The following is a 13,058-nucleotide window of genomic DNA, read 5'->3' on the forward strand; positions in this document are numbered from 1 at the left end:
GGGAGGCTTTTCGTATGGCAACTTTAGCGGTGGATGCGGTATCTGTTGGCTATAATGAAGGTTTAATTATTGATGGGTTAACAGTTGAAATTCCGGAAGGGAAAATTACAACAATTATTGGACCAAATGGTTGTGGGAAGTCCACATTATTAAAAACGGCGTCTCGTATTTTGAAGGCAAAGCAAGGTACTGTTTATCTTGACGGAAAAGCAATTGAGAAACAGCCAACGAAAGAAATTGCAAAGAAAATGGCGATTTTACCACAAACTGCAGAAGTGCCAACGGGTCTTACTGTATTTGAGCTTGTGTCATATGGAAGATTCCCTCATCAAAAAGGGTTTGGCACGTTGAAAGAAGAGGATTATCGCTACATTAACTGGGCACTTGAAGTGACAGGAATGAAAGAATTTGCGAATCGTCCAGCAGAAGCGTTATCAGGCGGTCAACGTCAACGTGTTTGGATTGCAATGGCTCTTGCACAAGGAACAGAATTACTTGTATTGGATGAACCAACGACGTACTTAGATATGGCTCATCAATTAGAAGTATTAAACTTATTGAAAAAGTTAAATGAAGAAGAAGGTAGAACGATTGTTATGGTTATCCATGACTTAAATCACGCTTCTCGTTTCTCAGATCATATGATTGCATTAAAAGCAGGTAAGTTAATGAAACAAGGAACGCCAGATGAAGTTATGACAAGTGAAACACTTCGTAACGTATTTGAGATTGAAGCTCAAATCGTTCCATGTCCAGTAAACTGTAAGCCAATTTGTTTAACATATGATTTAGCGATGATTAGTAATCAATTGCGTAAAAAAGCATAAGTAGAACCCCCTCGTGAAGAGGGGGACTTCTAATGGACGTTGAGCTTCTTATATAAGAATGGGAAGTTGAACGCCCGTTAGAATGGGTTATTAACAACAATTAATAAATATATATTGATTAATTGTTATCTTTGTTTCTTATAGTTCGTTGTAACTTATAAGATAAATACAGCTAGAAGGAGTGGGAACATGAAGAATTTTAAAATGGCACTATTAGCAATGGTACTAGTTGTGACTTCTGTACTATTTGCAGCTTGTTCTAACAAAGAAGAAGAAAAGAAAGCAGATGCAAAGACTGAAGAGCGCACTGTAAAACATGCAAAAGGGGAAATTAAAATTCCTGCAAACCCAAAGAAAATTGCTGACCTTAGTGGTTCAACAGAAGAATTATTAATTTTCGGTATGAAACCGGTTATTACTGCTAATACATCTCAAGAAAAAATTGATGCACATATTGAAAAGAAACTAAAAGACGTTAAACCAGTTGGTTCTGCTTGGGGCGATAAAATTAACATCGAAGCAGTAGCTGCTGCAAAACCAGATTTAATTCTTGTAAATAATCGTCAAGAAAAGATTTATGATCAATTATCTAAAATTGCACCAACAGTTATGTTAAACACTCCATTAGATCAATGGCGTCCAAAATTTGAAGAAGTAGGTCAAATTTTCGGTAAAGAAAAAGAAACAAAAGAATGGTTCAAAAAGTATGATGAAAAAGCAAGCAAATTACATGACAAAATCGTCGCTAAAACTGGTGAAGCAACATTTATGAAAATGGCTGCATATCCAAATGCTTTCCGCGTATACGGTGACTACGGTTACGGTAGCGTAATCTTTAATGATTTAAAACTACCAGCAGTTAAAGGTACACCAACTGATAAACCGTTAGTACAAGTACAAAAAGAAGCTTTAATCGATTACAACCCAGATTACTTATTCGTGTTTACAACTGGTGACGGTTCTCAGCGCTTGAAAGAATTCCAAGAAGAATCAATTTGGAAAAACATGAACGCTGTTAAAAACAACCACGTATTTACAATTAAAAATGAAGACTTAAACAAAGGTTACTTCCCACTTGGGAAAGATATGATCTTAGACGAAGTTGCTGAATTCGTTTTAGGTAAATAATGTATAAAGGAAATCACTTTTACTTCGGTAAAGGTGATTTTTTCTTTTTATAAAGGGAATTAATACAGTCTTTCATTTCTTTCTGTTTCTCATTTCGTTTATAATATAAAGTAAGAATGTAGTAAAGAAAGGGGGATGTCGGAAAGTGGTATATTTAAACGACAAACTCAGCGAAACAAAAGTGTTTAAAGACCCAGTACATAAATATGTGCACGTGCGTGATCGTGTTATTTGGGATTTAATCGGAACGAAAGAATTTCAACGCTTGCGCCGTATTAAGCAGCTTGGAACGACATTTTTTACATTTCACGGTGCAGAGCATAGTCGCTTTACTCATTCGTTAGGTGTATACGAAATTATTCGTCGTATGATTGATGATGTGTTTGATGGCAGACCAAATTGGAATGCTGAAGATAGATTGTTATGTTTATGTGCGGCATTACTTCATGATGTCGGCCACGGCCCATTTTCTCACTCGTTTGAAAAAGTATTTTCATTAGATCATGAGAAATTTACGCAAAAGATTATCGTTGGCGATACGGAGATTAATGATGTATTAAGTCGTGTTGATAAGGAGTTTCCACAAAAGGTAGCAGATGTAATTGCAAAAACGTCTACTAATAAATTAGCGATTAGTATGATTTCGAGTCAAATTGATGCGGATCGTATGGATTATTTATTAAGAGATGCTTATTTTACAGGCGTAAAGTACGGAAATTTCGATATGGAACGTATACTGCGTGTAATGCGTCCGTATGGGAATCAAGTAGTCATTAAAAATAGTGGTATGCATGCTGTTGAGCATTACATTATGAGTCGTTATCAAATGTATTGGCAAGTATATTTCCACCCGGTAACGCGAAGTGCAGAAGTTATTTTAACGAAGATTTTACACCGTGCGAAATCACTGCACGAGAAGTATTATACATTTAAAAATCATCCTGTTCATTTCTATTCTTTATTTGAAGAAGAAGTAACAGTAGAGGATTATTTAAAGTTAGACGAGAACGTTATGTATTACTACTTCCAAGTATGGCAGGAAGAAGAAGATCCAATTTTAAGCGATTTATGCCGCCGTTTTATGAATCGAAATCTATTTAAATATGTAGAGTTTACAGATAAACACGGTTTAGATAATTGGATGGAATTAAGTAGTTTATTTAAAAAGATTGGACTTGATCCGGAGTATTATTTAGTAGTTGATTCAACATCAGACTTACCGTATGACTTTTATCGTGCAGGAGAAGAAGAAGAGCGTCTACCAATCCTACTTCTTATGCCAAACGGAGAGCTTAGAGAGCTTTCACGTGAGTCGGATATTGTTGAGGCGATTACAGGTAAGAAAAGAACGGATCAAAAGCTATTCTATCCACATGATTTAATCTATGAAGATGGAAGAAAAGGAAAATATAAAGAGAGAATTATTGAGTTGTTAGAAGGAAAGAAATAAGAAGCAGCTAATGGCTGCTTCTTATGAAAAAACTTGAAATTATTTGTCGCTTAAGCGTTTTCCGCCAACTGCATAATGGTTTTTAGACATTTCTTCGATGAAAACAACGATGTTTTCTTCAGGAGCACCAGTTGTTTCGCTTACTGCTGCTGTTACTTTCTCAGCAAGAGCTTTCTTTTGTTCTTCTGTGCGTCCTTCTAGCATTTTCACTGTTACGTATGGCATGTACAATCGCTCCTTTTATGTAAGTTACACTCTTATTATAGCGGATTATGGGGAAGAACAATCGAAAAAACAAATAATTTCTTTTTTTGACATATGGAAGAGGAGATGAAGTATGGATCAGTTATTTAGATATCCATTGCACGAAATTCCGTTAGTAGCAATGGCAATTATTATTGCACTATCCGTTCATGAATTTGCACATGCATATGTTGCATATAAATTTGGGGACGATACAGCAAAGAGACAAGGGCGTTTAACGTTATCACCGATGGCCCATTTAGACCCTATCGGTTTGATTGCAGTATTAATTCTTGGATTCGGTTGGGCAAGACCAGTTCCTGTTAACCCATATAACTTTAAAAGACCGCGTCTGGCAGGTATATTAGTTTCAATTGCAGGGCCGATTAGTAACTTAATTTTAAGTGCAATTGGTTTAATTATTTGGTATAGCTTATTAAAATTTGGTGTATTATACTCAATTCCATCTGCAGTGGCAGATACGTTAGCTCAATTTTTCCAGATTTTTATTATGCTGAATATCGTTTTACTTGTATTTAACTTATTACCAATCCCGCCACTTGATGGATATCGAGTTGTGGAAGATTTAGCGCCAGCAAATATTCGCGCGAAAATGACACAGTATGAAAAATACGGGGCAATTGCGTTATTAATTCTCGTTATTACACCGCTTAGTAATTATACAATTCAACCTATTTTTCAGGTAGTTATTCCGCATGTATTTGTATTTTTAGATAGCATCATTGCGCCTATTTTTGGCCTTTTATAATTTTTAAGTGAGGAGGATTTTACATATGACAGAGAAAAAGAAAAAAATCGGTTTTAATATCGTGAAAAATGATTCAACAGATGGACATGGTGGATTTGGTGTTGGGGCATTAAGCTTAGAAAACATTTCACCTGTATTTGTTGATGTACTAGAGAAGACTGCATTCGTTGATATCGGTGCGATGCATGCACGTAGTACAGTAGAAAAAGGTATTAAGTTTTTAACAAATAAAGATGAAGTTCCAAATGGAAAACCATTTTGGCTTGTTTGGGTAACAATTGAAAGAACTGCGACAGGTGCGTATTACGCAGGTGTAACAGCTTGTGAAATGACAGTTGACCGTGAGATTCGCCGCGGATATAAATCACTTCCAGAACACGTAAATAAAATGGATAAATCATTGAAGCGTCACATTATGGTTGACCATATGGATGAATCATCTAAAAAGGTACTTGGTACGTTCTTGAAAGAACATAATGAAGCGATTTGGAACGAATCTAGTGAAGAATTGCGCCGTGCATTATTAAGTGAATAAAAAATAGCTGACGGGTGCCCGTCAGCTATTTTTTTACCAAGGAAGATATTTTTTCCACCAACTTGTTTTTTTCTTTTCTTCAGTCGTTTTTTCAAATTCTTCTTTATCATCGACGTGATCCATACAATATTCAGTCGGTTCGGTACCTTTAGCGAAATACATTTTCACAGAAATAGGACAATTTTTTGTAGCAATTTTACCGTTCTCTGGATTGATATTAACCGCTACGACGTCACTTGGTTGTTTAAATTCTTTTTTAGGCTGTCCATCTAAGCCTTTCTCCATCGTATCAGTCCATATTTTCTTCGCATATCCTTGTTCTGCTACGTTTGAAATAGATTTAGGTTGATCATATCCGACCCATACACCTGTTACGATTTGCGGAGTAAATCCGATCATCCAACTATCCGTTTCAGTAGAACCAGATTTGCCGGCATATGTTCTTGATAATTTTGATAACATCGATTGGCCAGTTACAGCAGCATAACTGCTTAGTTTCTTATTAAACATACCAGTCATCATTTCTTCCATTACAAACGCTTTGCTCTTGTCGAGAACTTGTTTACTCTCTAAATGAGCATCGTATAATATATTTCCTTCATGATCCATAATGCGGCGAATGAAAGTAGGTTTTACTTCTTTTCCACCGTTTGCGAACATGCTATAAGCGTTAACCATTTCAATTGGTTTTACTGGTGATGTACCGAGAGCTAGAGAAGGTACATCTTTTAATGCACTTGTAATTCCAAATTGTTTCGCTGTTTTTGCAAGCGCGTCATCTCCTAAAAACAAATTCGTTTTCACAGCATATATGTTATCAGAGACTGCGAGAGCTTGTGCCATCGTTACGAAATCATCGGCATAATAATCTTTATAGTTCTTCGGTTTATACTTTGAAACGCCGTCACCTAAGGTGAATACAGTATATTCGCTTTTTAAGCGCGTAGCAGGCGTGAATCCTCGTTCTAATGCCGCATAATATAGAAATGGCTTAAATGTAGAACCAGGCTGACGAATGGCCTGTGTAGCCCTGTTAAATTGACTCGTAGTATAATCGGTTCCGCCAACAAGAGCAGCCACTTCACCTGTCGTTGGATTCATAGAGACGAGAGCAGTTTGTATGTTTGTTGTGTCAGGTATATGATCCTTTACAGCTTGTTCTGCTACAGCTTGTAGTTTAGGGTCTAGCGTTGTATAAATTCGTAAGCCACCTCGTTGTAAAGCTTGTTCGTCTAATCCGACATCACGAAGAAGCGAAGCTTGTACAGCATCTTGGAAATATGGTGCGACCTCTGCTACTTTTTTCGTATCTAATGAGGCAAAAGTTAGTGTTTCTTTCTTCGCTAAGGCTGCTTGTTGCTTCGTAATATATCCTTGCTTTACCATTTCATCTAATATGAGAGCTTGTCGTCCTTTAGCACGATCCTCTTTCAAAAAGGGAGAATAGACACTTGGCCCTTTCGGGATACCTGCCAGCATACTAGCTTCTGCTAATGTTAACTCTTTTGCCGTTTTATCGAAATATAGACGGGACGCAGCTTCGATGCCATAAGCGCCATGTCCGTAATAAATTGTATTTAAATATCCTTCTAAAATATGATTTTTATTATAGTTTACTTCAAGGCGGATAGTGTACATTGCCTCTAACAATTTTCGTTTCCACGTTTTATCATGATCTAAATACAGGTTACGCGCGTATTGTTGTGTAATTGTACTAGCTCCTTGTACCTTTGCCATCGCTTTTAAATCAGCAACAATTGCACCTGCAATCCGTTTCAAATCGAAGCCGTGATGTTTATAAAATCTTTGATCTTCAATAGAAAGGGTCGCTTCTTTTACATAAGGTGAAATTTCATTAAGAGAGACATTGTAACGTTTTTGAATTTCGTTACTTTGTCCAATAACAGTATCATCGTTTGCGTAAAAGACGCTTGTTTGCGGGACCGCAACAGGAGGAGGTCCCATAATTTTTGCAACTATAATAATAACAAAAAAAGAAAAAACGAAGAAAAGGACGCACGAAAACATTGCGGTGAAGAAAAGACGTTTATATTTTTTAAGTTTTGGATTCATAGTTTGATCCATCTTTTTTCAGCCCCTCATTAATACAAGCGTTATTGTATTAGTATTGAGGGTTTTCGTTTATTTTAAACAATGAAATTTCGAAAATAAAAAAGCCCTTTCCATTAAGAAAGGAGCTCAAAGGCACGTGCTGGCCAATCGGTAATGATGACATCTACACCATAATCAATCATAGTTTGTAAATCTTTGTATTCATTAATTGTATATGGACGGAAAACATATCCTTGCTCTTGTGCTAACTGCACAAATTCTTTCGTTAATAACTGGAAGTTTGGATGTAATCCACTTGCTTCTCTATGTTTTGCTTCGGAAATTGGATCAGCAAGTGGTGTATCATATAAAATTGCTCTTGGGATTTCAGGAGCAATTTCTGCTAATAATGAAACAGAGTCATGGTTAAATGATGAAAATACAATTTGATTAGAAAGATGATATTCACGCACAAGTGCAACAGCTTTTTCCTCAATATTTGGGTAATGAATAACATCTGTCTTTAATTCAATATTTAGTTGTAAGTTCGTTGTGGAAAGCCAAATGAAAACCTCACGCAACGTTGGGATTTTTGCTTCATGGAAAGAAGGGTCTTTATAGCTACCAGCGTCCAATAATTGTAGTTCCTCTACCGTTTTTTCAGAAACAAGTCCAACGCCATTTGTTGTACGATCGACGGTTTCATCGTGAATTACGACAAGTTCACCATCTTTTGATAAGTGGACATCGAGTTCAATTCCGTGAGCACCAATGCGTTCTGCTTCTTGGAAGGCAATCATCGTATTTTCGGGATGTGTTCCTTTTACTCCGCGGTGAGCGAAAATAAGTGGTTTACTCATGTGAAATTCTCCTTATTATCTCTTTTCTTTTATTATGAAACTGCTTTAGTGAAAATACAATTGAATATGACAAACATTTACAAAAGTCTAACAGTTGCAGAAAAGTTAACGTTAACGTAAAATGTAATAATCAAGTGAAGGGAGGAATAAACATGTATAAAATTGATGAAGTAACAAAGCAAGTCGGTTTAACAAAACGTACACTTCGTTATTATGAGGAAATTGGTTTAATTCATCCCCCAGAACGTAGTGAGGGAAATATCCGTCTGTATACGGATGAGGATATTGCCAGAATTAAAAGAATTGTAGAAGCGAAAGAAGTGCTAGGAATCACACTTCAAGAAATGCAGCATTTCTTATCACTAAAAGAAAGAATGGAGCAAAGAAGAAATAGCGAAAACCCTCGTGATCGTGAAGTGATTCAAGAAATTAAAGATATGCTTGAAAAACAAGTGCAAACGTTAGACGAAAAAATGGAGCAAATGCAACGTGTAAAGGCAGAACTAGAAGATAGTTTACATCGTGCAGTAACATTTTTAGAGAGCACAAAAGGAGAGTAATCAAAATGGAGAGCAAACAAAAACTAGGGAGATTGATTACAGTGGTGGCTACCTTCCTTGCCTTTTCGGGTATAGGAGTAGTCGACCCAATTTTGCCGATTATTGCAGAGAAAATTGGTGCATCGCATTGGCAAGTTGAAATGTTATTTACCGCTTATATTTTAACGATGGCAATTATGATGTTACCAGCTGGTATATTTGCATCGAGATTTGGTGATAAACGGATGATGACAATCGGTCTTGCGATTGTGACTGTATTTGCGTTTATATGTGGTATGTCGCAAACGATTGCTCAATTATCTCTTTTCCGCGCTGGATGGGGATTAGGGAATGCGATGTTCTTCGCGACGGCGATGACTTTATTGATTGCATTAAGTAAAGAAGTTCATGAAGCAGTAGGATTATACGAAGCAGCTATCGGCTTAGGTATGGCTGGCGGACCGTTATTAGGCGGGATATTAGGTGGTCATTCTTGGCGTTATCCGTTTTTCGCGACGAGTATTTTAATTTTCTTAGCATTTATTTTAGTATTCTTTTTTGTAAAAGAACCAGAACGAAAAGTGAAGCGTAAGGCTGCTGGCGTAGGGGAATTACTTAACCTGGTGAAGTATAAACCATTTATGCAAGGTGCCATTTCAGGGATGCTATACTACTACGGATTTTTTGTCGTGTTAGCATATTCACCACTTATTATGCATTTATCAGCTATTCAATTAGGCTTTGTATTTTGCGGATGGGGACTCGCGTTAGCTTACGGTTCTGCAATTTTAGCACATAAGCTAGAAGGGAAATATGAACCAAAAACATTATTGAAGGGTAGTTTACTCGTATTTGCGATTTTCTTAATTGCACTATTCTTTGTGAAAATTATGTGGTTACAAATTACTCTTATCGTTTTATCAGGGTTGGCATCTGGCTTAAACAATGCATTATATACAAGTTATGTAATGGATATTTCACCTTATGAAAGATCTGTTACGTCAGGTGTTTATAACTTTGTTCGTTGGTTAGGTGGTGCGATTGCTCCGATTTTATCAGGAATTATCGGTCATACTGTTTCACCACAAAGTCCGTTTTTAGTAGGTGGAATTGTTGTGTTAGTTGGTTGTATTATGATCCTAATTCCAATTCGTAAACCATTAGAAATAGAGACAAAAACCCTTTCTTAAGAAAGGGTTTTCTTTCCTTTTACGGTGCAAACCCTTTCCACACATATGTTAGAACCCTCTGACTAAAATATATTTTCGGTATTTTTGTACTTTTAACTATACATTTTGGATGTTTTGTTTTATTTTTGTTAGGGGACATTAATGATGTCCCTATTATAAATTTGCATTGAAAGGCGTGATTGTACGATGGAACTATGGTTCACTGAGAAACAAACAAAACATTTTGGGATTACGGCGCGTATTAACCGCACATTACATACGGAGCAAACAGAATTCCAAAAACTTGATATGGTCGAAACGGAAGAGTTCGGAAACATGCTTATTTTAGATGGCATGGTTATGACAACAGAAAAAGATGAGTTCGTTTATCACGAAATGGTAGCACACGTACCTTTATTTACACATCCAAACCCTGAAAACGTATTAGTTGTTGGCGGCGGTGATGGTGGTGTTATTCGTGAAGTGTTAAAACACCCAAGTGTAAAGAAAGCAACTCTTGTTGAAATCGATGGAAAAGTAATTGAGTACTCTAAACAATACTTACCATCAATTGCAGGCGCATTAGATAATGAGCGTGTAGAAGTAAAAGTAGGAGACGGTTTCCTACATATCGCAGAAAGCGAAAATGAATACGATGTAATTATGGTAGATTCTACTGAGCCAGTAGGACCAGCGGTAAACCTATTTACAAAAGGCTTCTACGCTGGAATTTCAAAAGCGTTAAAAGAAGATGGTATTTTCGTTGCACAAACGGACAACCCTTGGTTTACACCAGAACTAATTACAACTGTGTTTAAAGACGTAAAAGAGATCTTCCCAATCACTCGTTTATACACAGCAAACATTCCAACTTACCCAAGTGGTCTTTGGACATTCACAATTGGATCTAAAAAACATGATCCATTAGAAGTAAGTGAAGAGCGTTTCCACGAAATCGAAACGAAATACTACACAAAAGAATTACACAATGCAGCATTCGCATTACCGAAATTTGTTGGCGATTTAATTAAGTAAGAGAATTGTATCAAACAAATAAAGTGTAAGTAGCTCATTTAAGGTGTTTGTCCAGAAGACTTGAACATGCTAGCTACTTACACTTCTGTAGAGAAAATCGTCTTCTTGTTGTTAAAAAGAAGACCCGGTAAATCGAGAAAGAGGAGCAATTCGCTCCAAATTTGAGAAATAGTGAAAGGTTGGGATACCTTAAGTTCCACATAAGGAGGAAAAGAATATGCGTTTTGATGAAGCTTATTCAGGTAAAGTATTTATTAAAAGTCATCCAAGTTTTGAAGAGTCAAAGGTAGTTATTTATGGGATGCCTATGGATTGGACAGTAAGTTACCGTCCGGGATCTCGTTTTGGCCCTGCACGTATTCGTGAAGTATCAATCGGTCTTGAAGAATATAGCCCGTATTTAGATCGTGAACTAGAAGAGGTAAAATATTTTGATGCGGGTGATATCCCATTACCATTCGGAAACGCACAACGCAGTTTAGACATGATTGAAGAGTATGTATCAAAACTTTTAGATGCCGATAAGTTTCCACTAGGTCTCGGCGGTGAGCACCTAGTGTCTTGGCCAATTTTTAAGGCAATGGCAAAAAAATATCCGGATTTAGCAATCATCCACATGGATGCTCATACTGATTTACGTGAATCGTATGAAGGGGAGCCTTTATCCCACTCTACACCAATTCGTAAAGTGTGTGATTTAATTGGTCCGGAAAACGTATATTCTTTCGGAATTCGTTCTGGAATGAAGGAAGAATTTGAATGGGCGAAAGAAGTAGGTATGAACTTATACAAATTTGACGTATTAGAACCGTTAAAAGAAGTATTACCGAAACTTGCTGGCCGCCCAGTCTATGTCACAATCGACATTGATGTATTAGACCCAGCTCACGCTCCAGGAACAGGAACGTTAGAAGCTGGTGGTATCACATCTAAAGAATTATTAGATTCCATCGTAGCAATTGCAAATTCAAATATAAATGTAGTTGGAGCAGACTTGGTAGAAGTAGCTCCAGTCTACGACCATAGTGATCAAACACCAGTCGCAGCAAGCAAATTCGTGCGGGAAATGCTGCTCGGTTGGGTGAAATAAAAGCGAAGCCACCGATTATTCTAGCCGCTGCAGCTAGATAAAGTAAGAGCCCTCTATATGATTAGAGGGCTCTTATTTTGTCGTTATGTGCCGGTAAGTCGATATATTAAAAAAATCGCTGATATAATTCGAGTTGCGCCGATATATTTAAAAAACCGCCGATATAATTTCATTTACCGTTACGCGATACAAAAAAGAGCTATTCCTAAACGATGGGAATAGCTCTTTTTCTTATGCAACCTTCTCTTCCGAAGTAACTCCGCGAATTTCATCAGCAGAGCGGATCGGATATTTACGGAACACAATAGATCCGATGTATCCGACAATAGTGGTAACGATTCCACATAATATAGCAGCAATTGTTACTTTTACAACGTCATTAAATCCGAATAAGACAAGAAGTCCTGGGATTGGTGATGCTGTTCCTGGTGCATTATTAACGAGTTGGAACAGAGAGGTAATAATACCAGCAAGTGCACCGCCAACGAAGTTTGTCGCATAAATTGGAATCGGATTTGCTGAAACAACATCGGCTTGTGTTAAAGGCTCGATTGCTACAGCAATTGTATCTTTCTTTGAACAAATTTTTAAGCGTTTAAAGAAAATAAAGTTCATTGGGGCTGAAGCTGCTACAGCCAGACTACCAATTGCCATTGGTAAACCTGTTAATCCAAGCATTGCAGTTAGTGCCATAGAACTCAGTGGAGAGGTAGAAATAACTGTTATTAATCCACCAAGCATAATACCCATAATGATAGGACTTTCTGTAGTTGCAACTGAAATCATAGAACCGATTTTACCAAGTGTGGCGTTAACGAGCGGATCCATAAGCATTGCCATTCCGCGTGAGATTGGTGCAGCGATAAATAGGATTGCTAAAAATTCCACACCAGCTGGTAATTTCTTTTCGAGAAATTTCACGACGAAGGCACAAACGTATCCAGCGAAAAATCCTGGTAAAATACCGAATCCACTAGTAGCGATACCAATTAAAACAGCATATACGGGGGAAACACCGATTGCTAATGCGACTAAAATCGCTGCTGCGACACCGCTCATACTACCGGAAGCTTCTCCTACTGATTGTAAAAAGTCATTATGAAACATTTCTCCACCTATATAACGGTGAAATGCTTCAATAAGAAAACTTGCAATTGCTGCATTAGCTAAAGCACCCATCGCCTTCATTCCGTAAGGCGCACGGTAACTGAAAAGTGTAAATAGACAAAGTACAACAAGTAATAGTGCTAAACCTTGCAAGATAGCCATTTGAAAACTGTCTCCTTTGATTTTTGTAATAAAAATTCGTATCATTCAATAATAATATAAAAGTGTATGAAACGGAAAAATTTTTTCTTGGG

General features: G+C 37.1%; 13 protein-coding genes. 9 read left to right on the forward strand and 4 right to left on the reverse strand.

Features of this window, described 5'->3' with window-relative positions; translation table 11 throughout:
• Nucleotides 1-14: 14 nt before the first annotated feature.
• The 3 genes from ACTFP3_RS18465 (at nt 15) to ACTFP3_RS18475 (ending at nt 3,405) form a co-directional block, all read left to right on the forward strand.
• Nucleotides 15-827, forward strand: a complete 813-nt coding sequence (locus ACTFP3_RS18465; protein ID WP_000212068.1) for an ABC transporter ATP-binding protein — start codon at nt 15-17, stop codon at nt 825-827.
• Between the two features lie 189 nt (nt 828-1,016).
• Entirely contained in the window at nt 1,017-1,955 is a 939-nt protein-coding gene (locus ACTFP3_RS18470; protein ID WP_000787724.1) for an ABC transporter substrate-binding protein, read from the forward strand.
• Between the two features lie 145 nt (nt 1,956-2,100).
• Nucleotides 2,101-3,405 (forward strand): HD domain-containing protein, encoded by a 1,305-nt coding sequence (locus ACTFP3_RS18475; RefSeq protein ID WP_000262730.1) that lies wholly within the window; start codon nt 2,101-2,103, stop codon nt 3,403-3,405.
• Nucleotides 3,406-3,444: 39 nt separating this feature from the next.
• Here the strand turns inward: ACTFP3_RS18475 and ACTFP3_RS18480 are convergent, their stop codons facing one another.
• The gene (locus tag ACTFP3_RS18480) at nt 3,445-3,630 is read right to left on the reverse strand and encodes a 2-hydroxymuconate tautomerase (protein ID WP_001147171.1); all 186 of its coding nucleotides are present in this window, start codon (nt 3,628-3,630) and stop codon (nt 3,445-3,447) included.
• A 112-nt stretch (nt 3,631-3,742) separates the two neighbouring features.
• On the opposite strand from ACTFP3_RS18480, the gene ACTFP3_RS18485 reads away from it, so the two are divergent.
• Together ACTFP3_RS18485 and ACTFP3_RS18490 are read left to right on the forward strand one after the other, a co-directional pair.
• Entirely contained in the window at nt 3,743-4,417 is a 675-nt protein-coding gene (locus tag ACTFP3_RS18485) for a site-2 protease family protein (RefSeq protein WP_000372445.1), read from the forward strand.
• 25 nt (nt 4,418-4,442) lie between these two features.
• Nucleotides 4,443-4,952, forward strand: a complete 510-nt coding sequence (locus ACTFP3_RS18490) for a YwhD family protein (protein WP_000136678.1) — start codon at nt 4,443-4,445, stop codon at nt 4,950-4,952.
• A gap of 33 nt (nt 4,953-4,985) precedes the next feature.
• On the opposite strand, the gene ACTFP3_RS18495 is transcribed toward ACTFP3_RS18490, so the two are convergent.
• Together ACTFP3_RS18495 and ACTFP3_RS18500 are read right to left on the reverse strand one after the other, a co-directional pair.
• Nucleotides 4,986-7,037, reverse strand: coding sequence for a transglycosylase domain-containing protein (locus ACTFP3_RS18495; RefSeq protein WP_006922007.1), 2,052 nt, complete (start codon nt 7,035-7,037; stop codon nt 4,986-4,988).
• 101 nt (nt 7,038-7,138) lie between these two features.
• Nucleotides 7,139-7,864: a glycerophosphodiester phosphodiesterase gene (locus ACTFP3_RS18500; RefSeq protein WP_017656744.1), complete on the reverse strand. Its 726-nt coding sequence runs from the start codon at nt 7,862-7,864 to the stop codon at nt 7,139-7,141.
• Between the two features lie 152 nt (nt 7,865-8,016).
• Between ACTFP3_RS18500 and ACTFP3_RS18505 the strand changes: the two genes are divergently transcribed.
• The 4 genes from ACTFP3_RS18505 to speB all read left to right on the forward strand — a co-directional run bounded on the left by ACTFP3_RS18505 (nt 8,017) and on the right by speB (nt 11,697).
• Nucleotides 8,017-8,424, forward strand: a complete 408-nt coding sequence (locus tag ACTFP3_RS18505) for a MerR family transcriptional regulator (protein ID WP_000276560.1) — start codon at nt 8,017-8,019, stop codon at nt 8,422-8,424.
• Nucleotides 8,425-8,429: 5 nt separating this feature from the next.
• Nucleotides 8,430-9,593 (forward strand): MFS transporter, encoded by a 1,164-nt coding sequence (locus ACTFP3_RS18510; protein ID WP_000444227.1) that lies wholly within the window; start codon nt 8,430-8,432, stop codon nt 9,591-9,593.
• Between the two features lie 186 nt (nt 9,594-9,779).
• Complete coding sequence (speE, locus tag ACTFP3_RS18515) at nt 9,780-10,607, forward strand: polyamine aminopropyltransferase (protein ID WP_000424696.1); 828 nt, start codon at nt 9,780-9,782, stop codon at nt 10,605-10,607.
• 217 nt (nt 10,608-10,824) lie between these two features.
• Complete coding sequence (speB, locus tag ACTFP3_RS18520) at nt 10,825-11,697, forward strand: agmatinase (protein ID WP_001209831.1); 873 nt, start codon at nt 10,825-10,827, stop codon at nt 11,695-11,697.
• Between the two features lie 231 nt (nt 11,698-11,928).
• Here speB and ACTFP3_RS18525 read toward each other — a convergent pair whose 3' ends face one another.
• The gene (locus ACTFP3_RS18525) at nt 11,929-12,966 is read right to left on the reverse strand and encodes a PTS sugar transporter subunit IIC (RefSeq protein ID WP_000996319.1); all 1,038 of its coding nucleotides are present in this window, start codon (nt 12,964-12,966) and stop codon (nt 11,929-11,931) included.
• Between the last annotated feature and the right edge of the window lie 92 nt (nt 12,967-13,058).

It is taken from the genome of Bacillus cereus group sp. MYBK5-2 (assembly GCF_051915685.1).
Taxonomy (GTDB): Bacteria; Bacillota; Bacilli; order Bacillales; family Bacillaceae_G; genus Bacillus_A; species Bacillus_A cereus.